This is a genomic window from Enterobacter sp. RHBSTW-00901 (assembly GCF_014103115.1).
Taxonomy (GTDB): Bacteria; Pseudomonadota; Gammaproteobacteria; order Enterobacterales; family Enterobacteriaceae; genus Enterobacter; species Enterobacter cloacae_P.
In genome coordinates this window covers 1,010,434-1,034,961 of record NZ_JABXPB010000001.1, presented here as the reverse complement: position 1 = coordinate 1,034,961, position 24,528 = coordinate 1,010,434, and the positions used below count along the sequence as shown (strand labels likewise).

General features: G+C 52.8%; 23 protein-coding genes and 1 pseudogene. 18 read left to right on the top strand and 6 right to left on the bottom strand.

All coding sequences use genetic code 11. From position 1 onward, the window contains the following. The first annotated feature begins 12 nt into the window (after positions 1-12). The 11 genes from HV318_RS05080 (at position 13) to flhE (ending at position 12,704) form a co-directional block, all read left to right on the top strand. A complete protein-coding gene (locus HV318_RS05080) occupies positions 13-771 on the top strand; it encodes a fimbrial biogenesis chaperone (RefSeq protein ID WP_182271845.1) in 759 nt (252 codons plus the stop codon). Next, positions 747-3,131 (top strand): fimbria/pilus outer membrane usher protein, encoded by a 2,385-nt coding sequence (locus HV318_RS05075; RefSeq protein ID WP_182271844.1) that lies wholly within the window; start codon positions 747-749, stop codon positions 3,129-3,131. Before HV318_RS05080 ends, HV318_RS05075 begins: the two co-directional genes overlap by 25 nt. Continuing rightward, a complete protein-coding gene (locus HV318_RS05070) occupies positions 3,128-4,090 on the top strand; it encodes a Csu type fimbrial protein (protein ID WP_182271843.1) in 963 nt (320 codons plus the stop codon). The genes HV318_RS05075 and HV318_RS05070 overlap by 4 nt, the downstream gene beginning before the upstream one ends. Positions 4,091-4,174: 84 nt before the next feature. Further along, a complete protein-coding gene (gene tar, locus HV318_RS05065) occupies positions 4,175-5,842 on the top strand; it encodes a methyl-accepting chemotaxis protein II (protein ID WP_182271842.1) in 1,668 nt (555 codons plus the stop codon). Positions 5,843-5,966: 124 nt separating this feature from the next. Further along, positions 5,967-6,833 (top strand): protein-glutamate O-methyltransferase CheR, encoded by an 867-nt coding sequence (gene cheR / locus HV318_RS05060; RefSeq protein WP_182271841.1) that lies wholly within the window; start codon positions 5,967-5,969, stop codon positions 6,831-6,833. Then, positions 6,830-7,879 carry a protein-glutamate methylesterase/protein-glutamine glutaminase gene (gene cheB, locus HV318_RS05055; protein WP_182271840.1) on the top strand — a complete coding sequence of 350 codons (1,050 nt, stop codon included), beginning with the start codon at positions 6,830-6,832 and terminating at the stop codon, positions 7,877-7,879. The genes cheR and cheB overlap by 4 nt, the downstream gene beginning before the upstream one ends. A gap of 17 nt (positions 7,880-7,896) precedes the next feature. Then, positions 7,897-8,286, top strand: a complete 390-nt coding sequence (gene cheY / locus HV318_RS05050) for a chemotaxis response regulator CheY (protein ID WP_182271839.1) — start codon at positions 7,897-7,899, stop codon at positions 8,284-8,286. A 10-nt stretch (positions 8,287-8,296) separates the two neighbouring features. After that, positions 8,297-8,941 (top strand): protein phosphatase CheZ, encoded by a 645-nt coding sequence (gene cheZ / locus HV318_RS05045; RefSeq protein WP_182271838.1) that lies wholly within the window; start codon positions 8,297-8,299, stop codon positions 8,939-8,941. A 151-nt stretch (positions 8,942-9,092) separates the two neighbouring features. After that, positions 9,093-10,241 (top strand): flagellar biosynthesis protein FlhB, encoded by a 1,149-nt coding sequence (gene flhB, locus HV318_RS05040; RefSeq protein ID WP_182271837.1) that lies wholly within the window; start codon positions 9,093-9,095, stop codon positions 10,239-10,241. After that, positions 10,234-12,312, top strand: a complete 2,079-nt coding sequence (gene flhA, locus HV318_RS05035; protein WP_182271836.1) for a flagellar biosynthesis protein FlhA — start codon at positions 10,234-10,236, stop codon at positions 12,310-12,312. Before flhB ends, flhA begins: the two co-directional genes overlap by 8 nt. Continuing rightward, on the top strand, positions 12,312-12,704 hold the full coding sequence (gene flhE, locus HV318_RS05030; RefSeq protein ID WP_182271835.1) for a flagellar protein FlhE: 393 nt from the start codon (positions 12,312-12,314) through the stop codon (positions 12,702-12,704). The genes flhA and flhE overlap by 1 nt, the downstream gene beginning before the upstream one ends. A 33-nt stretch (positions 12,705-12,737) precedes the next feature. Here flhE and argS read toward each other — a convergent pair whose 3' ends face one another. Further along, complete coding sequence (argS, locus tag HV318_RS05025; protein WP_182271834.1) at positions 12,738-14,471, bottom strand: arginine--tRNA ligase; 1,734 nt, start codon at positions 14,469-14,471, stop codon at positions 12,738-12,740. Between the two features lie 239 nt (positions 14,472-14,710). On the opposite strand from argS, the gene HV318_RS05020 reads away from it, so the two are divergent. Beyond that, the gene (locus HV318_RS05020; RefSeq protein ID WP_182271833.1) at positions 14,711-15,271 is read left to right on the top strand and encodes a VOC family protein; all 561 of its coding nucleotides are present in this window, start codon (positions 14,711-14,713) and stop codon (positions 15,269-15,271) included. A gap of 78 nt (positions 15,272-15,349) precedes the next feature. Continuing rightward, complete coding sequence (cutC, locus tag HV318_RS05015; RefSeq protein WP_182271832.1) at positions 15,350-16,093, top strand: copper homeostasis protein CutC; 744 nt, start codon at positions 15,350-15,352, stop codon at positions 16,091-16,093. Positions 16,094-16,296: 203 nt separating this feature from the next. Here the strand turns inward: cutC and cmoB are convergent, their stop codons facing one another. The 4 genes and pseudogenes from cmoB to HV318_RS04995 all read right to left on the bottom strand — a co-directional run. Then, positions 16,297-17,268, bottom strand: a complete 972-nt coding sequence (gene cmoB / locus HV318_RS05010) for a tRNA 5-methoxyuridine(34)/uridine 5-oxyacetic acid(34) synthase CmoB (protein WP_182271831.1) — start codon at positions 17,266-17,268, stop codon at positions 16,297-16,299. Continuing rightward, a complete protein-coding gene (gene cmoA, locus HV318_RS05005; RefSeq protein WP_182271830.1) occupies positions 17,265-18,008 on the bottom strand; it encodes a carboxy-S-adenosyl-L-methionine synthase CmoA in 744 nt (247 codons plus the stop codon). Before cmoA ends, cmoB begins: the two co-directional genes overlap by 4 nt. A gap of 40 nt (positions 18,009-18,048) precedes the next feature. Next, positions 18,049-18,444, bottom strand: coding sequence for an MAPEG family protein (locus tag HV318_RS05000; protein WP_182271829.1), 396 nt, complete (start codon positions 18,442-18,444; stop codon positions 18,049-18,051). 52 nt (positions 18,445-18,496) lie between these two features. Then, positions 18,497-18,844, bottom strand: a pseudogene (locus HV318_RS04995) (DUF72 domain-containing protein); the annotation flags it as partial. 52 nt (positions 18,845-18,896) lie between these two features. Here HV318_RS04995 and HV318_RS04990 point away from each other — a divergent pair. The 3 genes from HV318_RS04990 (at position 18,897) to HV318_RS04980 (ending at position 21,829) form a co-directional block, all read left to right on the top strand. Next, positions 18,897-20,522, top strand: a complete 1,626-nt coding sequence (locus tag HV318_RS04990) for a recombinase family protein (RefSeq protein WP_182271828.1) — start codon at positions 18,897-18,899, stop codon at positions 20,520-20,522. A gap of 66 nt (positions 20,523-20,588) precedes the next feature. Beyond that, positions 20,589-21,491 carry an AbiTii domain-containing protein gene (locus HV318_RS04985; protein WP_047360925.1) on the top strand — a complete coding sequence of 301 codons (903 nt, stop codon included), beginning with the start codon at positions 20,589-20,591 and terminating at the stop codon, positions 21,489-21,491. Between the two features lie 41 nt (positions 21,492-21,532). Beyond that, entirely contained in the window at positions 21,533-21,829 is a 297-nt protein-coding gene (locus tag HV318_RS04980) for an AbiTii domain-containing protein (RefSeq protein ID WP_182271827.1), read from the top strand. Here HV318_RS04980 and HV318_RS04975 read toward each other — a convergent pair. After that, a protein-coding gene (locus tag HV318_RS04975) for an IS1 family transposase (RefSeq protein ID WP_223610842.1) occupies positions 21,823-22,520 on the bottom strand; the annotation gives its coding sequence in 2 pieces (ribosomal slippage) (positions 21,823-22,271 and positions 22,271-22,520; 699 coding nt in all). The two genes, HV318_RS04980 and HV318_RS04975, sit on opposite strands and share 7 nt — an antisense overlap. Before the next feature lie 41 nt (positions 22,521-22,561). On the opposite strand from HV318_RS04975, the gene HV318_RS04970 reads away from it, so the two are divergent. Both HV318_RS04970 and HV318_RS04965 read left to right on the top strand, forming a co-directional pair. After that, a complete protein-coding gene (locus HV318_RS04970) occupies positions 22,562-23,215 on the top strand; it encodes an AbiTii domain-containing protein (protein ID WP_275943675.1) in 654 nt (217 codons plus the stop codon). Between the two features lie 400 nt (positions 23,216-23,615). Continuing rightward, positions 23,616-24,170, top strand: coding sequence for a recombinase family protein (locus HV318_RS04965; RefSeq protein ID WP_032667372.1), 555 nt, complete (start codon positions 23,616-23,618; stop codon positions 24,168-24,170). The last annotated feature ends 358 nt before the right edge of the window (positions 24,171-24,528 follow it).

The window sequence follows — 24,528 nt, the reverse complement described above, 5'->3', positions numbered from 1 at the left end:
GGGAGATAATCGATGAAGCTGTCTGTCTGGCATTTGTGCCTGGTGAGTCTGTTGGGGGTGACCGTCGCAAAGAATGATGCAAATGCAGCGGCGACCATTCTGTTATGGCCCATTGATCCCTGGCTGTCGGCAGACGCCAGTGCGACGGAGTTATGGATCCAGAATCAGGGCAACAGTGCGACAACCATGCAGGTTCGCATCGTGCGCTGGCAGCAGGAGAATGGCTTTGAACGTTATACCGCGCAGCAGGATGTCGTCGCCAGCCCGCCGATTGTGACAATCGGCACAGGAAACAAGCAGCTTATCCGCCTGATCCGACAGGGCACGATCCCGAAGGGGGTTGAACAAGCCTACCGCATTATTGTGGATGAAATTCCCCAGCCTGATGTGAAAGCGAGCCCGGCTATTGGCCTGCGGCTACAGATGCGATATTCCATTCCACTCTTCGTTTATGGTCAGGGGATCCCGACGGTCAAAGAGGGCGCATATCATGCGCTGGTTGATACTAAAAACCTGAGCTGGCGGGTGATGCAGGAAGGTGGTCACCCCGTACTTGAGGTGCGTAATCAGGGGGATGTTCACGTCAGGCTGAGCCAGGTGGCGCTGGAACAGGGGGGACAGACGCGTACGGTGGCGCAGGGGTTACTGGGTTATGTTCTGCCAAACAGCTTTCGCAGCTGGCCAATACCAGCAGGAATACGCCAGCCAGATCAGATAAGCGCGCAGATTAATGCCAGGGATGCACAATGGCAGTCGACGCCCGTCAACTGAAGCCGCTGATGATGATTCTGCTTTGCGTCAGTACCCGCTCCTGGGCCGAATCCGGTGATGACCGTTTACCGCCACCACCGGATGCGCAGGCGATCAATAGCGAGGCGGTATTCCAGCTTGCCATCGTACTGAATCACTATGACACCGGTCTGGTGGTGCCTGTGACGCAGCGTAGCGGTGCGTTTTTTATCTCCAGTGCCGATCTGCTACGCGCAGGGTTGCCGCCAGAGCACGTACCGACAGGCGAGGTTAATCTTTCCACGCTGTCGCAGGTTCGCGTGGAGTATGACAGCGCTGCACAGCGTTTACTGCTAACGGTTCCCCGGGACTGGGTGGCTTCCCGTGTCACCTCCTTTAGCGAACAAACGGCGCAAAACAAACCCCATTTTGGCCGGGGGGCGCTACTGAATTACGATCTCTATACCAACCGTACCGAACATCTCGGTGGACAGGCCTCCCTCTGGCATGAGTTTCGTTATTTTAACGAGAAAGGTTCACTCTCTTCGACCGGCTATGTCCGGGAAAATTTCGACGGTAATGCAGATCAGCAGCAAGGGTATGTACGCTATGACACCACTGTGCTGATGACCAACGAGGAGGATGCAATCACCTGGAGCGCAGGCGACGTGATCAGCGACGCGCTGAGCTGGAGCTCCAGCGTGCGGATGGGCGGGATCAGCTACGGGCGTGATTTTTCCCTGCGTCCTGATCTGGTGACCTGGCCGTTGCCTGAATTCTCCGGTGAGGCTGCGGTTCCTACCTCGGTTGACCTCTTTATTAATGGCTACCGCTCCGGCTCGACCCAGCTGCAGCCTGGGCCGTTCACGCTCACCAATCTGCCGTATATCAACGGCGCGGGGGATGCGGTACTGATCACCACCGATGCGCTGGGTCGCCAGGTGAGCACTACGTTGCCGTTTTACGTCACCAGCGATTTGCTTAACGCTGGGCTGAGTGACGGGGCTATGACGCTGGGCAGTCTGCGGCGCAACTACGGTATCAAGAACTTTGACTATGGCCCGGCGGCAGGCAGTGGCTCGTATCGCTATGGGATGACGGACTGGTTAACGCTGGAAGGCCATGCCGAAGGGGCAGAAGAGCTGGCGCTGGGAGGGGTGGGGACGGTGGTAAAGCTGGGGCGCTTTGGTGTGGTGAACTCCGCGTATACCCGCAGCCACATGCGCGGGGAAGATGGTGGGCAAATCAACTGGGGATACCAGTACAGCACCAGCACATTTAGCGTGGCCACGCAGCATACCCGGCGTGACCGCGAGTTTGGCAACCTGGCATTGTATGACCAGCCGACCGTCTATGATGAAAACGACAAACCCATCGCCAGCCTTAGCCGCAATACCGACCAATATTCCCTGACGTTTAACCTCGGCCAGTACGGCAATATTGGTACAGCCTGGATAGGCGTCGAGAGCTTTGACAGGCAGAAAACCGAGCTGTTGAATCTCTCCTGGAGCCGCAATTTGTGGGGCCGTAGCAGTGTTTATCTGGCGGCCAGCCGCGATCGGCAACAGGGTGACTGGACCTTTGCGCTGTCACTGCAGGTGCCGCTGGGTGAACGCGAAAGCGCTGCTGTCTCTTTTGAGAAAACACCAGATGCCGGCAGCACGCAGCGCATTAACTACAACCACTCCATGCCATCCGACGGCGGGTTCAGCTGGAATATGGCGTGGGCCAATCAGTCGCAGTCGGACAACTATCAACAGGCCACGCTGGGCTGGCGCAACAGTAACATTGAACTGCAGGGGGGCGGCTATGGCGAGCAGGACATGATGACCTGGTGGGGTGAGGCGATGGGCTCCCTCGTGCTGATGGATGGTGAGCTGTTTGCGGCGAACAAAATCAATGATGCTTTCGTGGTGATCAGCACCGACGGTCATCCGGATGTCCCGGTTAACTATGAAAACCAGCCGGTCGGGAAAACCAATAATCATGGCTATCTGCTGGTCAGCGGCGTGTCAGCCTATTACCCGGCAAGCTACAGCATTAATACCCTCAACCTGCCCGCCGATACCCGCCTGAAAGAGACGGAACGGCGGGTTGCTGTTCGCCGTCACAGCGGCTATCTGGTGGATTTCCCGATGGAGCAGGAGCGGGTGGCCAGCGTTATTCTGCATGATGCGCAGGGGCAAGTTCTTCCTGTGGGAAGTCTGGTAAGTCGAGCTGCGCGTAGCAATGCCGTTGTGGGATATGACGGTATTGCCTGGCTGGAAAATCTTGATGGTGTGAATGCGCTCGACGTGACAATGCCCGACGGGAAGCACTGTCAGGCCACGCTGACAGTGGATGCAAACCCGGAACACAAGCTGAAAACTTATGGTCCACTGGTTTGCCGGGAGCAGCCATGAAGCGCGTGCTGCTGTGGATTTTACTGCTTATCTCCGGCGGTAGCTGGGCGGCGTGTACCGTCAGTACGGTGAATGCGTCTTTTGGCAGCGTCAGTTCATTTGCCCTCAGCGGCACCGGGGAAGTGGAAACGACCGGTACGCTGGTTGTGTCCTGTGATGCGGTGCTTAACCTGCTGACCAACGACTCGATAACGCTCAACTACACGGCGGCGTCGGTATCAGGTAACAACCGAGCCACCCTGAAACGCACCGATGATTTGACCGTCACGGACGTTATCCCCACGCGTCTGTGCGGACTATCGGGCTGCGCGAGCAGCAGTGAAGTGCAAATCAGTAAAGCGTATACCTGGAGTGGTAACACCCTGCTCGGTCTGCTGGGCTCAAAACAGTACAACATTCCGCTCTATTTTCGCACGGTACCCGGGCAGAACGTTACGGCAGGGCCATACCAGGTACAGCTCACTTTTAGCGTCAACTATGACGTCTGTTCAGTCGGTGCGCTTGGCCTTTGTACTATCTCGCAAACCGGCACGGCGACGACCAGCATTCTGCTCAATATGACCGTGACCAACGACTGCAGCACCATGAGCACACCCGATGTGAACTTCAACAGCGCACCGCTGGTACAAAGTTTCCCGACCGTTTCACAGGCTGTCGCCGTGACCTGCACCAAAGGCAGTACCTACACCATCGGTATTAATAATGGTGCAAACGCGCTCAATAACGTGCGCAGGATGGTCAGCGGCAGTAACTACATGAGCTACGACATCTATAAAGAAGCCACAACCAACCGCTGGGGTGGCAGCGGTACTGAACGCTGGGCCAGCGCGTTGTCCTCACAGGTCAGCACCGACGGGCTTTTGCGGACTTACAACTACACCGCCAAAATCCTTACCAACCAGAGTACTCCGCCTGCGGGTACTTACAGCGATACGCTGATCGTTGACGTTGCGTTTTAACCCCACGCTTTTCCCTTTCGCAAATGTAAAGTTCCTGTGGGCAGTGCCGATAACACCGTTAATAAATCTATGAGAAGGTGTTGTATGTTGAACCGTATCCGCGTTGTCACAATGCTCATGATGGTGCTGGTCATTTTCGCACTTCTTCAGCTCACTTCTGGCGGGCTCTTTTTCTCGTCGTTGAAACAAAACCAGGACAGCTTTGTCACCTCGAACGATCTGCGCGAGCAGCAGAGTGAACTGACCTCGACCTGGGATCTGATGCTGCAAACGCGCATCAACCTGAGCCGTTCGGCTGCCCGCATGATGATGGATCCAAACAATCAGCAGAGCAGTGCGAAAACAGATCTATTGAAAAATGCGCGAGCCACGCTCGCGGACGCCGCAAAACATTACGACGCCTTTAAGAAGATCACCCCGCAGCCTGCAATGGAGCAGGTGAGTCAGAATATTGACGAAAAATACAACGCCTACTTTGCCGGTCTGACGGAGCTTATTCAGTTCCTGGAAGGCGGCAATATGGACGCCTATTTTGCCCAGCCGACGCAGGGAATGCAAAACGCACTGGGTGCGGCACTGGGCGAGTACGCCAAAGCCAGTAGCGAGCTGTATCACACAGCATTTGCGGAAAGTCAGAATGATTACCGTTTTGCCAAATGGCAGATGGCCATTCTGGCGCTGGCCCCGGTCATCGTGCTGGTGGCCGTGTGGTACGGCATTCGCCATATCCTTCTTAACCCGCTTGGCCGCGTGATTGCCCATATCCGTGAAATTGCCGGTGGTGACCTGACCAAAACGCTGAACGTTTCCGGTCGCAATGAGATAACCGAGCTGGCGACCAGCGTTGACCATATGCAGCGCTCGTTGATTGATACCGTTGCCAACGTGCGTAACGGCTCAGATGCCATCTATACCGGCACCAGCGAAATCGCAATGGGGAATAACGATCTCTCTTCCCGTACTGAGCAGCAGGCTTCTGCGCTGGAAGAGACGGCCGCCAGCATGGAAGAGCTTACCGCTACCGTGAAGCAGAACGCCGATAACGCCCGTCAGGCATCTCAACTGGCTGAAAGTGCCTCCGAGACGGCACAGCGCGGTGGTCGTGTGGTGGACGGCGTGGTGAAAACCATGCATGAAATTGCCGACAGTTCGAAGAAGATTGCCGACATCATCAGCGTTATCGATGGCATTGCGTTCCAGACCAATATTCTGGCACTGAACGCTGCCGTGGAAGCCGCGCGTGCCGGTGAACAGGGCCGTGGGTTTGCGGTGGTGGCCGGGGAAGTACGTAACCTCGCCAGCCGTAGTGCCAATGCGGCAAAAGAGATTAAAGCCCTGATTGAAGACTCCGTCTCTCGTGTGGATACCGGCTCAGTGCTGGTGGAAAGCGCGGGGGAAACCATGAATGACATCGTGAATGCCGTGACCCGCGTAACAGACATTATGGGTGAAATCGCCTCTGCGTCTGATGAGCAAAGTCGCGGTATCGACCAGGTTGCCCTGGCGGTATCGGAAATGGATCGTGTGACACAGCAAAACGCCGCGCTGGTGCAGGAGTCCGCCACGGCGGCCGCTGCACTGGAAGATCAGGCCAGCCGTCTGAAGATGGCGGTATCGGCATTTCGTCTTGCTTCACTCGCGGGACATACAGTCGACCCGCATGCGACTCAACACACCCCGGCCTCCGCGCCCGCTGCAACACGTACGCGTGCCGGAGCGACCGGACAAGATGACAACTGGGAAACATTTTAACTGACATGTAAACCGTGGCGGCTTGCCGCTGTATTTAATGTGAAAGAGCAGGTTGAAGCAGTAACAGAAGTCGGGCGGTCGCAGGCCGTGCCAGTTGTATCCTGAATGTGATTAAGAAGGCGCTATGACATCACCAATGCCCTCAGGGCAAACGTCATTATTGTTACAGATGACACAGCGCCTCGCGCTGTCCGACGCGCATTTTCGTCGGATATGTCAGTTAATCTACCAGCGCGCGGGGATTGTGCTTGCCGATCATAAGCGAGACATGGTCTACAACCGTCTGGTTCGGCGCTTGCGTACGCTGGGGCTGGATGATTTTGGGCGCTATCTGAGCATGCTCAAAGCGAACCAGAACAGCGCCGAATGGCAGGCTTTTATTAACTCATTAACCACCAACCTGACGGCATTCTTCCGGGAAGCACATCACTTCCCGGTGCTGGCAGAGCACGCGCGCCGTCGTACCGGGGAGTATCGCGTCTGGAGTGCGGCAGCCTCTACGGGTGAAGAGCCGTACTCGCTGGCGATCACCCTCGCGGACACGTTGGGCATGGCTCCAGGGCGCTGGAAAGTGTATGCCAGCGATATTGATACCGAAGTGCTGGAGAAGGCTCGCAACGGAGTTTATCGCCAGGATGAACTGAAAACGCTGTCGCCTCAGCAGCTACAACGTTACTTCATGCGTGGAACAGGCCCGCATGAAGGGCTGGTGCGCGTACGCCAGGAACTGGCGAACTGCGTTGAATTCGCGCCAGTTAACCTGCTGGATAAGCAGTACAACGTTCCGGGGCCATTTGATGCCATTTTTTGCCGTAACGTAATGATTTATTTTGATAAAACGACGCAACAGGAGATTCTGCGTCGCTTTGTTCCGTTGCTCAAGCCTGACGGTTTACTGTTTGCCGGGCATTCGGAAAACTTTAGCAACCTCGTGCGTGAGTTTAGCCTGCGTGGGCAAACGGTCTATGCACTGAGTAAGGAAAAAGCATGAGTAAAATCAGGGTATTGTCTGTCGATGATTCGGCGCTGATGCGCCAGATCATGACTGAAATTATCAATAGCCACAGCGATATGGAGATGGTGGCAACCGCGCCAGATCCTTTGGTTGCGCGGGATTTAATTAAAAAATATAACCCCGACGTGCTTACGCTGGATGTCGAAATGCCGCGCATGGATGGCATTGATTTCCTGGAAAAATTGATGCGTCTGCGCCCGATGCCGGTCGTGATGGTGTCATCACTGACCGGGAAAGGTTCCGAAATCACGTTGCGCGCGCTGGAGCTGGGGGCGGTGGATTTCGTCACCAAACCGCAGCTGGGTATTCGTGAAGGGATGCTCGCCTACAGTGAAATGATTGCCGAGAAGATCCGTACCGCGTCACGTGCGAAACTTGCTGCCCACAAACCGATAGCCGCTCCGGCAACACTGAAGGCCGGCCCGCTACTCAGCTCGGAAAAACTGCTGGTGATTGGTGCATCAACCGGTGGAACAGAGGCAATTCGCCATGTACTCCAGCCATTGCCGCTTTCAAGCCCGGGTATTCTTATTACTCAGCATATGCCGCCAGGATTTACCCGCTCGTTCGCGGAACGTCTGAACAAACTGTGTCAGATCAGCGTGAAAGAGGCGGAAGACGGTGAACGTGTGCTCCCCGGACATGCTTATATTGCGCCGGGTGACAAGCATATGGAACTGGCGCGCAGTGGCGCAAACTATCAAATCAAAATTCATGACGGGCCGCCGGTCAACCGGCACCGTCCGTCGGTGGATGTGCTGTTTCATTCGGTGGCGAAACATGCGGGGCGCAACGCCGTTGGGGTGATCCTGACGGGGATGGGCAACGATGGTGCCGCCGGAATGCTTGCAATGCACCAGGCGGGAGCCTGGACGATTGCGCAGAATGAAGCAAGTTGTGTGGTGTTCGGCATGCCGCGCGAGGCCATCAATATGGGTGGCGTGAGCGAAGTGGTCGATCTTAGCCAGGTAAGCCAGCAGATGCTGGCGAAAATCAGTGCCGGACAGGCAATACGTATTTGACTCAGGAGTATTATTTTATGGCGGATAAAGAGCTTAAGTTTTTGGTTGTGGATGACTTTTCCACCATGCGTCGCATTGTGCGCAACCTGCTGAAAGAGCTGGGTTTCAACAACGTTGAAGAAGCAGAAGACGGCGTTGATGCGCTGAACAAACTGCAGACAGGCGGCTTTGGTTTTGTTATCTCCGACTGGAACATGCCAAACATGGATGGTCTGGAACTGCTGAAAACCATTCGCGCAGATGCAGGAATGGCCTCTCTGCGGGTTCTGATGGTGACCGCGGAAGCGAAAAAAGAGAATATCATTGCCGCTGCACAGGCGGGCGCAAGTGGCTATGTGGTGAAGCCATTCACTGCGGCGACTCTGGAAGAGAAGCTCGGCAAGATCTTCGAGAAACTCGGCATGTGAGGTGTTGGATATGTTGCAACCTGCTATGAAACCCGTTGAAGAACATTCGCCCAGCGATATTATTGCCCGCATCGGTAGCCTTACGCGCATGCTGCGTGACAGCCTGCGTGAACTGGGGCTTGACCAGGCTATCGCAGAAGCGGCAGAAGCGATTCCGGACGCGCGTGACCGTCTGGACTATGTCGTACAGATGACCGCTCAGGCGGCTGAACGTGCGCTGAACAGCGTTGAAGCATCACAACCGCATCAGGATGCGATGGAGAAGGGCGCGAAAGCGCTGACCAAACGCTGGGACGAGTGGTTTGAGAATCCTATTGAGCTGTCGGATGCCCGTGAACTGGTGACCGATACGCGTCAGTATCTTGGTGATGTGCCGGGTCACACCAGCTTCACCAACGCGCAGTTGCTGGACATCATGATGGCGCAGGATTTCCAGGATCTGACCGGTCAGGTTATCAAGCGCATGATGGATGTGATTCAGGAGATTGAACGTCAGTTACTGATGGTGCTGCTGGAGAATATCCCGGAACCGGCCTCTCGTCCGAAGCGCGAGAACGAAAGCCTGCTCAATGGCCCGCAGCTTGACGCCACCAAAGCAGGCGTTGTGGCAAGCCAGGATCAGGTGGACGACCTGCTGGACAGCCTCGGCTTCTGATTGTACTTCCCGCCTCAGGTTGCGAACGCGGCCTGAGGCGGTAAACGCGAAGAATCACCGAAAAGAGCCAGAATAAACTGGCTTTTCCCGCCATTGGATTTCCGCTGCACTGGCATGATACCCGTGACTAAATGGGCTGCGAGCATGCACTGTGGCAGAAGATAACGACGACAAAACGGAAGCCCCCACACCCCACCGACTTGAAAAAGCGCGTGAGGAAGGGCAGATCCCCCGATCCCGAGAACTGACATCCCTGCTGATCCTGATTGTGGGTGTGTGCGTTATCTGGTTGGGTGGGGAGTCGCTCGCCCGCAGACTGGCAGGAATGCTCTCAGCAGGGTTACGTTTTGACCACAGTATGGTTAATGACCCCAATCTGATCCTCGGACAAATTATTTTGCTGCTTAAAGGGGCGATGACCGCCTTGCTGCCGCTTATCACAGGCGTGGTGCTGGTGGCGATTGTGTCACCGGTTATGCTCGGTGGCCTGGTGTTTAGCGGCAAATCGTTGCAGCCTAAATTTTCCAAACTCAACCCGCTCCCGGGTATAGCCCGTATGTTTTCCGCCCAGACCGGTGCCGAGCTGGTTAAAGCGATCCTCAAATCCACCCTGATGGGAAGTGCCGCCGGGTTTTACCTGTTGCACAACTGGCCCGACATGATGCGCCTGATCAGTGAATCACCGTTAAGTGCAATGAGTAACGCCATGAATCTCATCGGGTTGGGCTCGCTGCTGGTGGTGCTGAGCATTATTCCAATGGTGGGCTTTGACGTTATCTTCCAGCTTTATAGTCACTTCAAGAAGTTACGGATGTCACGCCAGGATATCCGTGATGAATATAAGCAGATGGAAGGTGACCCGCATGTAAAAGGGCGTATTCGCCAGATGCAGCGTGCCGCCGCCCGTCGACGGATGATGGAGGATGTACCAAAAGCCGACGTCATCGTCACTAACCCGACCCACTACTCCGTTGCGCTGCGATACGACGAAAACAAAATGAGCGCGCCGAAAGTGGTGGCGAAAGGGGCGGGGTTGATAGCGCTGCGCATCCGCGAAATCGGTACCGAAAACCGCGTGCCAATTCTGGAAGCCCCGCCGCTGGCGCGTGCCTTATATCGCCACGCGGAAATCGGACAACAAATCCCGGGACAACTCTACGCCGCTGTGGCGGAAGTGCTGGCCTGGGTATGGCAATTGAAACGCTGGCGTCTGGCTGGCGGTCAACGGCCTGTGAAACCTGAAAACCTTCCGGTGCCTGCCGCGCTGGATTTTATGAACGAGAAGGACACTGATGGCTAATCTGGTGGCAATGTTGCGCCTGCCCGGCAACCTGAAATCGACTCAATGGCAGATCCTTGCCGGGCCGATCCTCATCCTGCTAATTTTGTCGATGATGGTACTGCCGCTACCGGCATTCATCCTCGATCTGCTTTTCACATTCAACATTGCGTTGTCCATCATGGTGCTGCTGGTGGCGATGTTCACCCAGCGTACCCTTGAGTTTGCGGCGTTCCCGACCATTTTGCTGTTTACCACCTTGCTGCGACTGGCGCTGAACGTGGCGTCCACGCGTATCATCCTGATGGAAGGTCACACCGGCGCGGCGGCGGCGGGTAAAGTGGTTGAGGCTTTCGGCCACTTCCTCGTGGGCGGTAACTTTGCTATCGGTATCGTGGTGTTCGTTATCCTCGTTATCATCAACTTTATGGTTATCACCAAAGGTGCCGGGCGTATCGCCGAAGTTGGCGCGCGTTTCGTGCTGGACGGGATGCCAGGTAAACAGATGGCGATCGACGCCGACCTGAACGCCGGGCTTATCGCCGAGGATGAAGCCAAAAAACGCCGTGCAGAAGTGACCCAGGAAGCGGACTTCTACGGTTCGATGGACGGTGCGAGTAAGTTTGTGCGTGGGGATGCCATCGCGGGCATTCTTATCATGGTGATTAACGTGGTGGGCGGCCTTCTGGTTGGGGTGTTGCAGCACGGTATGGACATGGGGCATGCGGCGGAAAGTTATACGCTATTGACCATCGGTGACGGCCTCGTCGCCCAGATCCCGGCGCTGGTTATCTCTACCGCTGCGGGTGTTATCGTGACCCGCGTCAGCACCGATCAGGACGTTGGTGAGCAGATGGTCGGACAGCTTTTCAGCAATCCGCGCGTAATGCTGCTGGCGGCGGCGGTGCTCGGTCTGCTCGGCCTGGTTCCGGGTATGCCAAACCTGGTGTTCCTGCTGTTCACCGCCGGTTTGCTGGGTCTTGCCTGGTGGATGCGCGGACGTGAAAGCAAGCCAGTTGCGGAGCCTGCGCCGGTAAAAGTACCGGAGAACACGCAAGCCGTCGAAGCAACCTGGAATGATGTTCAGCTGGAAGATTCACTGGGAATGGAAGTGGGTTATCGCCTGATCCCAATGGTGGATTTCCAGCAGGATGGTGAACTGCTTGGCCGTATCCGCAGTATCCGTAAAAAATTCGCCCAGGATATGGGCTTCCTGCCACCGGTTGTCCACATCCGTGACAACATGGATCTCCCGCCTGCGCGCTATCGCATTCTGATGAAAGGGGTGGAAATTGGCAGCGGTGATGCCTATCCAGGTCGCTGGCTGGCGATTAACCCGGGCACGGCGGCAGGAACGTTGCCGGGTGAACAAACCATCGATCCGGCCTTTGGTCTGGCGGCTATCTGGATTGAAAGCGCACTGAAAGAGCAGGCGCAAATCCAGGGTTATACCGTAGTGGAAGCCAGTACCGTGGTGGCGACCCATCTTAACCACCTGATTGGTCAATTCTCGGCAGAGCTGTTTGGTCGCCAGGAAGCACAGCAACTGCTCGACCGTGTGACGCAGGAGATGCCGAAGCTGACCGAAGATCTGGTGCCGGGTGTGCTGACGTTAACCACGCTGCACAAGGTGCTGCAAAATCTGCTCGACGAAAAAGTTCCTATCCGCGATATGCGCACCATTCTGGAAACGCTGGCCGAACATGCACCGCTGCAAAGCGATCCGCACGAGTTGACGGCGGTCGTGCGCGTGGCGCTGGGTCGTGCAATCACCCAGCAATGGTTCCCGGGAACCGGCGAAGTGCAGGTGATTGGTCTTGATACGCCACTTGAACGTCTGCTGCTTCAGGCATTGCAGGGTGGTGGCGGGCTGGAGCCGGGTCTGGCTGACCGCTTACTGGCCCAAACCCAGGAGGCGCTGGCGCGTCAGGAGATGCTGGGTGCGCCACCGGTTCTGCTGGTTAACCACGCGCTGCGACCGTTACTGTCGCGCTTCCTGCGTCGTAGCCTGAATCAACTGGTGGTGTTGTCGAACATGGAGCTGTCGGATAACCGCCACATTCGTATGACCGCGACGATTGGAGGTAAATAATGCGTAAGTGGCTATGGATCTTATTTTTCCCGCTGGCGGCGCAGGCTGCGGGCGAAGGGATGTGGCAGGCCAGCAGCATGGGCGTAACGCTCAATAATCGTGGTGTGTCGATGTCTTCGAACCCGCTGTCACCGCCTGATGCGGTTTCCGGGCTGATGACGATGGTGGTGTGGAACTATAAGCTGATTGGCCCAACGCCTGCCGGGCTGCGGGTGCGTTTGTGTTCGCAGACTCGCTGTACGGAAATTGACGGGGAAAGTGGCACCACGCAGGCGCTCAACGGTGTGCCAGCGGTGGAGCCTTTACACTTTGTCTGGGAAGTGCCGGGGGGAGGACGTTTGATCCCGGCGCTGAATGTTCAGAGCAATTCTGTGATTGTTAACTACCGTTAATCACCGTCCGCCCCTTGAGGCGGACGGTTCTGCTTACATACGCTCTACGGTTTCGATACCCAGAGTATCCAGACCCAGCTTCAGGGTTTTCGCGGTCAGTTGCGCCAGCTTCAGGCGGCTGTTACGCACCGCCTCGCTGTCTGCGGACAGGATAGGGCAGTGCTCGTAGAAGCCGGAGAACAGACCAGCCAGGTCGTACAGGTAAGCACACATCACATGTGGAGTACCGTCACGCGCGACAACCGTCAGCGTCTCCTCAAACTGCAACAGGCGCGCTGCCAGCTGCGCTTCACGATCTTCAGTGAGGGTGACAGTTGTTTTTGCCAGCACGCTTTCGTCGATGTCGGCTTTACGGAATACCGAGAGCACACGGGTATAGGCGTACTGCATGTACGGTGCCGTGTTGCCTTCAAACGCCAGCATGTTGTCCCAGTCGAAAATGTAGTCGGTGGTACGGTTCTTGGAGAGATCCGCATATTTCACCGCACCGATACCGACGGCATTGGCCAGTTTTTCCAGTTCATCAGCTGGCATATCCGGGTTCTTCTCGGCCACCAGGCGACGGGCGCGTTCCAGCGCTTCGTCCAGCAGGTCAGAAAGTTTCACGGTACCACCCGCACGGGTTTTGAACGGTTTGCCGTCTTTACCCAGCATCATGCCGAACATGTGGTGTTCCAGCGGCACAGAGTCAGGCACGTAGCCTGCTTTACGCACGATAGTCCACGCCTGCATCAGGTGCTGGTGCTGACGGGAATCGATGTAGTACAGCACACGGTCAGCGTGCAGGGTTTCGTAACGGTACTTCGCACAGGCGATATCGGTGGTGGTATACAGATAGCCGCCATCCTTTTTCTGGATGATCACGCCCATCGGTTCGCCTTCCTTGTTTTTGTACTCATCAAGGAACACTACCGTTGCGCCTTCGCTCTCAACCGCCAGACCTTTGGCTTTCAGGTCGGCCACAATGCCAGGCAGCATTGGGTTATACAGGCTTTCACCCATCACATCGTCACGGGTCAGCGTTACGTTCAGGCGGTTGTAGGTTAACTGGTTCTGGGACATGGTGATGTCAACCAGCTTGCGCCACATTTCCAGGAAGTACTGGTCGCCACCCTGCAGTTTCACGACATAACTACGTGCGCGCTCAGCAAACACTTCATCTTCGTCGTAGTGTTTTTTGGCTTCACGGTAGAAACCTTCCAGGTCCGCAAGCGCCATCTCGCCCGCGTTTTCTTGTTGCTGTTTTTCCAGGTAAGCAATCAGCATACCGAACTGAGTACCCCAGTCACCCACGTGGTTTGCGCGGATCACTTTATGGCCGAGGAACTCCAGGGTGCGGACAGCCGCATCACCAATGATGGTGGAGCGCAGGTGGCCGACGTGCATCTCTTTCGCCACGTTTGGCGCAGAGTAGTCAATCACCACGGTCTGCACTTCTGGCTGGGTGACACCCAGGCGGTCAGACTTCAGCGCGGCGTCAACATTGCTTGCCAGGAAGGCAGGCTCAAGGAAAATGTTGATAAAGCCCGGGCCGGCGATTTCGGTTTTGCTGGCGATACCGGTGAGATCCAGATGAGTCAGCACCAGCTCAGCGAGTTGTCGCGGCGGCATGCCCAGTTTTTTAGCGACTGCCATCACGCCATTAGCCTGATAGTCACCAAACTGTACTTTTGCTGACTGACGAACCTGCGGTTCGCAATCCGCAGGCGCGCCTGCGGCAATCAGTGCCTGACTGACTTTTTCTGAGAGAAGAGCCTGAATATTCACCTGGATACCTTACGTTTTTGATGCGGGTTAATAACCACCTGCATCAGTTAAAGAATTTAGGGCGGGAGTATACTGCAAATGCCTTCTGGCGTCAGCATTACGGGGGCCGAAGATTGCTCAGAATCCAGGCTAAGAAGGTGTGCATAATCATGCAGTCATAAAATCCGTTATTCTGCGGTTGGTCGAAAAGGGACAACAGAGTAAATTAGCGGCTTTGCGACACGATAAGAGACTGACATATGGCGAACTGGCACTCCATTGACGAACTGCATGATATTTCCGCAGATTTACCGCGCTTCACCCTGGCGTTCACAGAACTTGCCACCCGTCTTGGTCTGGATATCGCGCCGCTTGAGGCCGATCACATTTCCCTGCGCTGCCATCAAAACGCCACCGCTGAGCGCTGGCGTCGCGGGTTCGAACAGTGCGGTGAGCTGCTCTCTGAGAATATTATTAACGGCCGTCCTGTCTGCCTGTTCAAACTGCATGAACCGGTATGTGTGGCGCACTGGCAGTTCAGCGTTGTCGAACTGCCGTGGCCTGGGGAGAAACGTTACCCGCATGAAGGCTGGGAGCATATTGAAATTGTGCTGCCGGGTGAGCCGGACACGTTGAATGCCCGCGCGCTGGCGCTGTTATCCGACGAGGGCTTAAGCCAGCCGGGTATTTTTGTGAAAACAAGTTCCCCCAAAGGTGAGCGGGAGCGTTTACCCAACCCAACGCTTGCCGTGACGGACGGGCAGGTGACGGTGAAGTTCCATCCGTGGACGATTGAACAGATAGTTGCCAGCGAAGCCTGAGAGTTGTGAGTTCACGCCGGGACGAGGTACGGACGGTGTGTCATGATGGTGCGTTTAGTGGAATTTAAGGAGGATTGAATGGCGCTGCTGGAGATTTGTTGTTACAGCGTGGAGTGTGCCGTGACCGCGCAAAAACAGGGGGCCGACCGTATTGAACTGTGCGCAGCTCCCAAAGAAGGTGGGCTGACGCCTTCATACGGTGTGCTGAAATCTGCCCGCCAGGAGGTTAGCATCCCGGTTCACCCAATTATTCGTCCACGCGGCGGTGATTTTTGTTACACGGCGGGTGAGTTTAGTGCCATGCTTGAAGATATCGCACTCGTTCGTGACCTGGGGTTCCCGGGGCTGGTTATCGGTTTGCTGGATGAAGACGGTCATATCGATCTACCGCGTATGCGTCAGGTGATGAGCGCGGCAAAGGGGATGGCAGTCACGTTTCATCGCGCGTTTGATATGTGTAAAGATCCTCTTCAGGCGTTTGATACGCTTGCAGAACTTGGCGTGTCGCGAGTGCTGACATCGGGTCAGCAGTCCTCTGCTGAAAAAGGATTAAAATTAATTACGGAACTAAAAGCACATTCCGGTGTTCCAATAGTAATGGCTGGCGCAGGAGTACGTGCCAGCAATCTGGAACTGTTTTTAAACGCAGGGGTGGAAGAGCTTCATAGCTCAGCGGGTAAGTGGATACCGTCACCCATGCGTTATCGCAATACAGGGTTGTCAATGTCGACGGATGCTGAAGCGGATGAGTACTCGCGCTACGGTGTAGATGGAGAGTCGGTTGCGGTAATGAAATCGATAATTGAGCGTCATCACGTGTAGCAACGTACTGATTTTTACCGCGCATCATGTCGCCCAATATGATGCTTGCTTGTACCAGGCCCCTGCCAATTAAACAGGGGCCTTTTTTTCGCCTTCATATTTCAAGCCGCCGCTGCGTTGCCGTCTTGCTGCAACGTGAACTATTCTGGAGAAAACGTGCTACGAGTAGGCCGGGTAAGGCGTAGCCGCCACCCGGCAAAAGGCTACGGCTTCGTCGCAATCAATACCGCACGCATTGGCGCAGGGTAGCCTTCAATGGTTTTACTGTGATCCGCCGGGTCGAGGAATTGTTCCAGGGATTCGGTCACCATCCAGTCCGTCCGGCGCTGTTCTTCGATTGAGGTGACGCAGACGTCCGCAATGCGCACATCCACAAAACCGCACTTCTCCAGCCAGTTTTTCAACGCCAGCGCGGAAGGGATAAAGTAGACATTGCGCATTTGCGCGTAACGGTCACCCGGCACCAGAACGGCATGTTCATCACCTTCGACAACCAGCGTTTCCAGCACCAGCTCGCCGCCGCTGACCAGCTGATCTTTCAATTGCCACAGATGCTCCAGCGGGGAACGACGGTGGTACAGCACCCCCATCGAGAACACGGTATCAAATGCCTTCAGGGCTGGCAGTTGCTCAATCCCCAGCGGCAGCAGGTGGGCGCGCTGGTCGTTGCCCAGCAATTTACGCACCGCTTCAAACTGACACAGGAACAGCTGCATTGGGTCGATACCGACTGCCAGATGGGCACCCGCACCAATCATGCGCCACATGTGATAACCGCTACCGCAGCCAACGTCCAGAATCGTGCGCCCGGTAAGGTCGGACAGATGGGGAAGAACGCGATCCCATTTCCAGTCTGAACGCCATTCGGTATTGATGTCGATGCCATAGAGCGAGAACGGCCCTTTGCGCCACGGCATCAGGTTACGCATCAGTGTTTCAATACGGTTTGCCTGCCCGGCTGAGAGGGGTGTTTCGCTTTCTGCGGTTACGCTGTGGAGCAAGTCCAGACGATAGGGTTTCAGCTCAGGCAGAAACTCCACCGCGTTTGACCACTGCTTTAACAGACCGTGTTGCTGATCGCGCTGCCAGGTAGCAATCTGCGCCGGTAAGGTTTCCAGCCAGTGGGAGAGGTGGTTTTTCGCAATCAGTGAATAGAAGTTACCAAACTCGATCATGCCGCATCCTCAGCTTTCAGCGCGACCAGAGAGCCAAAGTTAAAGCACTGGAACCACAATTCGCTGTGTTCAAATCCGGCTTTACGCAGGCGTGCTTTGTGAGCTTCAACGGGATCCGTCAGCATTACGTTTTCGAGCATGCTGCGCTTCTGGCTGATCTCCAGCTCGCTGTAGCCGTTGGCGCGTTTAAAGTCGTGGTGCATGTTGAACAGCAGCTCGCCTACGTCAGCGTCTTCAAAGCTAAACTTCTCTGATAACACCAGCGCGCCACCGGGGTTAAGACCTTTATAAATTTTATCCAGCAACAGCTGACGGTCTTCAGGCACCAGGAACTGCAGGGTAAAATTCAGCACCACCATTGAGGCATTCTGGATGTCAATATTGCGAATATCGCCTTCCACCACTTCAACCGGCGTCGGAGCCTTATAAGCGTCAATATGACGACGGCAGCGTTCAACCATTGCGGGTGAGTTATCGACGGCAATGATCTTACAGCCCTCGTGGCGAATGTTACGACGAACCGACAGCGTTGCCGCGCCGAGCGAACAGCCCAGGTCATACACCTGCGTACCGGGCTGAACGAAACGCTCAGCCAGCATGCCGATCATGGAGATGATATTGGAATAACCGGGAACAGAGCGCTGGATCATATCCGGGAAGACTTCGGCTACCCGTTCATCAAAGGTCCAGTCGCCCAGGCTGGCGATAGGCGCGGAAAAAAGCGTGTCGCGATCTGACATAACGTAAAAATCCGGGAAAAATAAAGTGGCGTATTGTGCGCTAATGGAAGGAGAAAACCAACTCCCACGGCATATACCAAAGGTTAGCCAGCACCATCAGCACAAGCGAACACCAGGTCGCGCTCATGCCGGAACGACGCCAGCGGAATAAGCGGTGATGAAAGCCGTAATAGTGCATTAACCGGCCAGCAAGCAAAAGCAGACCACAGATATGTACCATCCAGGTTTCTGCACCATCCATCTCCATAAACAGCAGTAAAATGAGCGCAATGGGGATGTATTCGACCGCGTTGCCGTGGACGCGGATAGCACTTTGCAGTTCCGAAAAACCGCCGTCACCGTAGGAGACGCGGTATTGCATTCTCAGCCGAACAACATCAAACGAAAACTTAATCAGCAGTAATGCACCTAACACCGCATACAGCGCGCTGACCATACAAACTCCCTGTTTTTTGGCAGATGGTACCTCTCTATGATAGGGGGCTTCCTCAGAAAAGAGAAGATTGTTGTGGAATAGAGGGGGCGTTGCCCACCGACGGAACCACGTCCTGTAAGGCTTGCCACAGAACATCGACCAGTTCAGGTGCCTGGGCGATATCCGGGGTGTGTAAAAAGAGATACGGCGTGGTGCTTTGCTCCCATTTTGGCAACGTTTGCAGCCACACGGCGAACATGTCCCGATTTTGCGGCATGTTATCGCTACCGATAAATCTGACCATTGGGTTATGCGCAGTCACGACGGCATGGACGGGTACTTTGGGCTTTTTGCGTTGTGCATCAATGATGGCTTCGTTATGCGGAATGGCGCTGTGTACAGGGCGGCTGTCGAGGATTACACCTTTCTTATGATACACTTGTTCAATCTCTTCATAACCCATCATAAACCCCATGCCAAAAGCAATCTCATACATACGATTTTCTACAAAAATTCAATCGGTTGGTGATTCTACTAAGCGTCAAAGCAAGTACATTAACGATTGGTTGAAACGAAATCCCGATTACTATTTAGACGAATCATTACGTTTTCAGGATTTGGGTATAAGCGGCTTCTCCGGTGCTAATGCTAAGTCAGGTGCATTTGGTGAATTTCTAGCCGCTGTTGAATCTGGCTACATTGAAGCGGGTTCAGTTCTTCTTGTCGAATCTCTGGACAGGGTAAGCCGTCAGGACATCGACACAGCAGGGGAACAGCTAAGAAAAATTCTCCGCTCTGGCGTTGAAGTGGTGACACTTGTCGATAACGAGTGGTACACGAAAGAAAGTCTGAAAGATTCACTGTCCATGATTAAAGCGATGTTGGTCATGGAGCGAGCACATGAAGAATCAGCGATGAAATCTACCCGTTTAAGGTCTGTATGGGCTGCTAAGAGGGAACGGGCTGCTAAAGGTGAAATCATGTCTAAGCGTTGTGCAGCATGGTTAAAAGTCTCTGAAGACCGTTCACACTTTGAATTCATCCCTGAGAATGTGAAGGCTGTTCAACGTGTCTTTCAGCTACGGTTAGAAGGTAAATCACATGCCAAAATTGCTAAACAGATGAATGAAGAGGGCTTCTACACTCTCAATCAATTCAAGTCTGTTAAAGGTGGCTGGTCTCAATCGTCGGTCACTGAGTTACTTTCAAACCGTTCAGTGATTGGTTTCAAAGTTCCTTCTAAATCAATGGCTGTAAAGGGGGTTTCAGAGATACCAAACTATTACCCCTCAATAATCACCGATGAGCAATTTTACGCTGTACAGCAGCTTAAACAGGGTTCAGGGCGTAAACCTTCCTCTGACCTACCTTTGCTAACAAATCTCTTCAAGGGCGTTCTCAGGTGCTCTGAGTGTGGCTTTATCGTCGTTGTTGCGGGTGTCTCTGCTAAGAGGTCTGGTATATACAAATGCTCAATGAAGAGTGAAGGGCGCTGTAATAGTGTTGGGTTCAGCAGATTGCAGACTGACCGCGCATTGGTTCAGGGGCTGCTTTACAATACTAACCGTCTTGCCCTAAATCGTGATAATGGCTCTGCTATAGGCTCTCTTCAAAGTGAGTTAGAACAGCTTCAGAAACAGCGTGAGAGGCTCATTAAGCTGGCTATGCTGGCAGATGATACCGAATCAATGGCAAAGGATTTGAAAGCCCTGAATAGTCAAATTAAGGACGCTGAAAAGGCTGTCTCAGAGGTTCACCAGCGAGAGCAATCAAGCCAGCTTGAGACAATCAGTCATCTTGATTTGACTGTGAAGAAAGACCGGATAGAGGCGCAAATTATCATTAAGCGGATAGTGAAAGAAATCCGACTTAACACGGCTAGAAAGAAATGTGATGTCTTCTTACATAACGGCTTAAAGCTGCTGAATTTCCCATTGGATAGGGTGGTTGATGGCGCTCAGTGGCTGGAGGTTTTACCGCTGATTGATGGTGATGAGTTCGACTTTGAAGGGTTCACCACTAAGCCACAACACATAGCCTTAGAAGAGGCTCCAGAGTGGGTGAAAGAGATGGAAGAGCAACCTAATCAGCCGCTGTGAAAACTTTGCTTACACTTAGCACCGCTAAGGGTTAAAATCGAGTTGTGCAGAATAGGGAAAGAAAGAATGACTAACTCACCAGTTCTTGAGCTTCAGGCTTTAGCCAAAAATCGCGATAGCGACATTATCGAGGTTCTTTTAACAGCTAAAATGATAGCTGTGAAATTAGGATTGAAAGACCTTAGTGAATGGATGGAATATGAAATTGATGGTTATCCAGGTGGTGTGGATGTTCCTGATTATCGAAAAGGACAGGGCATTATAAGGTTCTGGAATCCCTATCATGGTTGGCAAAATCTTCAGTTTAGAAATGTTCCCGCCGATGTCATTACTACTATACAGACTTTCACTATTGATGAGTCTATATCCTCGATGCAAGGGATTGAAACTGAAGACGGAATGTTACGTTTAGTTATCCCCCCTAATTTGGTCGAACTGCTTTTTACACGCCAAGAAATCCCTACGGAAATTTGCTGGTTTTTCAGCGCAAACAAGCTCAAACACATTGTAACTACAGTAAGAAATAAAATTCTTAACTGGTCTTTAGAGCTTGAGTCACAGGGGATTTTTGGCGATGGGTTGCTTTTTACTCAGAAAGAAAGGGATGTCGCGCCATTAACCGTTTATAACACAAATATATTCAATGAAGCTGTTAATAACAATGGGGCAATTGGAGCGGGTAACTCAGGTAACATTCAGCAGCAAAATACCATCAAGTCGGGTGATTTTAATTCTCTGGGACGTGACCTCAAAAAGTATGGTATCGATGATGAGGATTTGGGGGATTTAAAGCATATTATTGATGATTCACCTGCACCAGCTACCCAAGACGAAGTAGAGCGATACTTTAGTCACTGGATTGGCAGTATGACAGTCAAAGCACTGAGTGGTGGGCTTAACATCGCTGGTACGGTTGCTCCAAATGTTCTGACTAAAGCTCTGTGTGATTACTTTAAAATTCAAGCTTAGCGGCTAACAAACCTTTTCTCTTCAGTGGTAAGGAGGTTCTTTTGTTGCATTCACCCGTTATTGAGCTTCAGTCTCTTGCAGGTGACCCGGATGCGGACATCATCGCAGTACTAATGAAAGCCAAAATGATTGCTGTAAAGCTAGACCTCACAGACCTTGTCGAATGGATAGAGTTAGAGCTTAACGGTTACCCGAACATTGCATCAGTGCCTGAATATCGTTCGGGGCAGGGGCAGTTGAAAGCATTCAACCCATTCAGGGGGTGGATACCTGTTGATTTAGGGGTTTCTGACCCGAAAATTACTACACCATTTACGGTAATGACTCCAACTTACTGATAGTGTTTTATGTTCAGATAATGCCCGATGACCTTGTCATGCAGCTCCACCGATTTTGAGAACGACAGTGACTTCCGTCCCAGCCTTGCCAGATGTTGTCTCAGATTCAGGTTATGTCGCTCAATGCGCTGAGTGTAACGCTTGCTGATTACGTGCAGCTTTCCCTTCAGGCGGGATTCATACAGCGGCCAGCCATCCGTCATCCATACCACGACCTCAAAGGCCGACAGCAGGCTCAGAAGACGCTCCAGTGTGGCCAGAGTGCGTTCACCGAAGACGTGCGCCACAACCGTCCTCCGTATCCTGTCATACGCGTAAAACAGCCAGCGCTGACGTGATTTAGCACCGACGTAGCCCCACTGTTCGTCCATTTCCGCGCAGACGATGACGTCACTGCCCGGCTGTATGCGCGAGGTTACCGACTGCGGCCTGAGTTTTTTAAGTGACGTAAAATCGTGTTGAGGCCAACGCCCATAATGCGTGCACTGGCGCGACATCCGACGCCATTCATGGCCATATCAATGATTTTCTGGTGCGTACCGGGTTGAGAAGCGGTGTAAGTGAACTGCAGTTGCCATGTTTTACGGCAGTGAGAGCAGAGATAGCGCTGATGTCCGGCAGTGCTTTTGCCGTTACGCACCACGCCTTCAGTAGTGGAGCAGGAAGGACATCTGATGGAAATGGAAGCCACGCAAGCACCTTAAAATCACCATCATACACTAAATCAGTAAGTTGGCAGCATTACCACCATTTACAACGTTTAAACTTACTGAGTCGATAGCTTCAATGAAGAGGCTAAAAGATAAAAAATTAGGGGCGGTAAGTCTTCCTATTCCTGCTGGTTACGCTGATATGCTTTATTCTGGACACTCGGACAGGTATGAAATTCGCTGGTTCTTCAGTGCCGGGAAAATTGACCATGTTATAACCACCGTCCGAAACAAGATTCTTGACTGGTCATTAGAATTAGAGAAAAAGGGAATACTCGGGGAAGGATTAATATTTACTAGAGAAGAAAAAGAGGTTGCACCAATGACGGTTAATAATACGAATATCTTTCATGGCTCAGTGAATAACGCCGGAGCTATCGGGGCAGGTAACACCGGAAACATCAATCAACAAAACTCTATCTCAGTTGGTGACATTGCATCCCTTGAGCGTGAGCTAAAGGGTCACGGTCTTGATGATAATGATGTTGCTGAATTGAAACAGCTTGTTGAGCAATCACCTAAACCAGCTTCAAAAGAAGAAGTTGAAAAAGGTTTTGGCTCATGGATTGGTAAGATGACAGGCAAGGCTTTTACAGGTGCTTTAAAAATCGCTGGTGCAGCCGCTCCTGCTGTTCTTACTAATGCACTTTGCGGTTACTTCGGGATCCCTGTTTAACTCTTTTAAGGTCGCTATGGTTAGCCAGATTCCCTTTACGGTTTCTGAAACTTCCATAGTGACCCCCCTTCAATGACTTGCTAACGCTGAATGATAGCCGTTTAGATGGCTAAATTAACAGTAAAAAACAGTCTCTCCGAATAGTGCTAAAACCCCTATCAACACCAGTGATTTCAATAGCTCTAGCCTATTAACTGTTTTAGTTCCGAAAAGAGATAAGAATCAGTATTTATATAACCTGTTTCAATGGTTTGGATTGTCTCAAAAGGAAGTGGTTTTGATACTGCTGAAAAGGGTCTCGAAAGGTGTGATTAGTTTGTCTCAAAAGGTTGATTTTGTTTTTTGGTACAGGTGTTATTTTGAGACTAGGTTTTGAGACAACTTTCAGGGAATCACCATAATGTCATCTGTAATCGCTTATGTCCGTGTATCAACTTCTGACCAGACTATTGAGAATCAGAAGCAGCAGATTAAAGAAGCTGGTTACCAGGTTGGTAAGTGGTTCTCTGATGAGGCTGTATCAGGTGGCATTAAGGCTACAGAGCGTAAAGGATTCGGTGACCTGCTGAACTATGTCCGTGAAGGTGACACGTTGATTGTTATCGCTATCGACCGCTTAGGCCGTAACACTATTGATGTTCTCTCAACAGTTGAGACTTTACAGGCCAAAGGTGTGAAGGTTATCAGTCTCCGTGAAGGATTCGACCTGTCTACACCAGTGGGTAAGGCTATGCTTACTATGATGGCTGGATTGGCTTCTTTAGAGAAAGACTTGATAGCAGAGCGCAGAACAGCAGGGATTAAACGTGCTCAATCTGAAGGTGTCCATTGTGGCAGACCGATTAAAGCAACCGCTGAACAGGTTCAGGAACTAATTGGACAGGGGATGTCGCCAAAGCAGGTACAGGATGAGTTACAGATTAGTAAGGCAACTTTCTATCGACTGAACAAGTAACAATTAGATAGTGATTCACAATGCCCCTTTATCGGGGCTTTTTTTATGTCTGGCGTTTATCAGGATCCCTGTAACGCATTCTAAGCAGTCTTTATTATTAACCTATGGGTTAGGGTTACCATCATTAAATAATCGCTTAGAACGCTGTACAGGCTCAGATATGTTCATTTTTTGCCATTGCTATGGAATCTTTGAAAAGGGCGCTACTAAGCAGACAGATTCAGACTATCCAATATCTTCAAAGTTGCTCTAGGGAAGGTGCGAATAAGTGGGGAAATTCTTCTCGGCTGACTCAGTCATTTCATTTCTTCATGTTTGAGCCGATTTTTTCTCCCGTAAATGCCTTGAATCAGCCTAT

Bases quoted from the DNA above. Each gene is read 5' to 3' on its own strand.
- HV318_RS05080 (WP_182271845.1), top strand. From the start codon at position 13: ATGAAGCTGTCTGTCTGGCATTTGTGCCTGGTGAGTCTGTTGGGGGTG.
- HV318_RS05075 (WP_182271844.1), top strand. From the start codon at position 747: ATGGCAGTCGACGCCCGTCAACTGAAGCCGCTGATGATGATTCTGCTT.
- HV318_RS05070 (WP_182271843.1), top strand. From the start codon at position 3,128: ATGAAGCGCGTGCTGCTGTGGATTTTACTGCTTATCTCCGGCGGTAGC.
- tar (WP_182271842.1), top strand. From the start codon at position 4,175: ATGTTGAACCGTATCCGCGTTGTCACAATGCTCATGATGGTGCTGGTC.
- cheR (WP_182271841.1), top strand. From the start codon at position 5,967: ATGACATCACCAATGCCCTCAGGGCAAACGTCATTATTGTTACAGATG.
- cheB (WP_182271840.1), top strand. From the start codon at position 6,830: ATGAGTAAAATCAGGGTATTGTCTGTCGATGATTCGGCGCTGATGCGC.
- cheY (WP_182271839.1), top strand. From the start codon at position 7,897: ATGGCGGATAAAGAGCTTAAGTTTTTGGTTGTGGATGACTTTTCCACC.
- cheZ (WP_182271838.1), top strand. From the start codon at position 8,297: ATGTTGCAACCTGCTATGAAACCCGTTGAAGAACATTCGCCCAGCGAT.
- flhA (WP_182271836.1), top strand. From the start codon at position 10,234: ATGGCTAATCTGGTGGCAATGTTGCGCCTGCCCGGCAACCTGAAATCG.
- flhE (WP_182271835.1), top strand. From the start codon at position 12,312: ATGCGTAAGTGGCTATGGATCTTATTTTTCCCGCTGGCGGCGCAGGCT.
- HV318_RS05020 (WP_182271833.1), top strand. From the start codon at position 14,711: ATGGCGAACTGGCACTCCATTGACGAACTGCATGATATTTCCGCAGAT.
- cutC (WP_182271832.1), top strand. From the start codon at position 15,350: ATGGCGCTGCTGGAGATTTGTTGTTACAGCGTGGAGTGTGCCGTGACC.
- cmoB (WP_182271831.1), bottom strand. From the start codon at position 17,268: ATGATCGAGTTTGGTAACTTCTATTCACTGATTGCGAAAAACCACCTC.
- cmoA (WP_182271830.1), bottom strand. From the start codon at position 18,008: ATGTCAGATCGCGACACGCTTTTTTCCGCGCCTATCGCCAGCCTGGGC.
- HV318_RS05000 (WP_182271829.1), bottom strand. From the start codon at position 18,444: ATGGTCAGCGCGCTGTATGCGGTGTTAGGTGCATTACTGCTGATTAAG.
- HV318_RS04990 (WP_182271828.1), top strand. From the start codon at position 18,897: ATGCCAAAAGCAATCTCATACATACGATTTTCTACAAAAATTCAATCG.
- HV318_RS04985 (WP_047360925.1), top strand. From the start codon at position 20,589: ATGACTAACTCACCAGTTCTTGAGCTTCAGGCTTTAGCCAAAAATCGC.
- HV318_RS04965 (WP_032667372.1), top strand. From the start codon at position 23,616: ATGTCATCTGTAATCGCTTATGTCCGTGTATCAACTTCTGACCAGACT.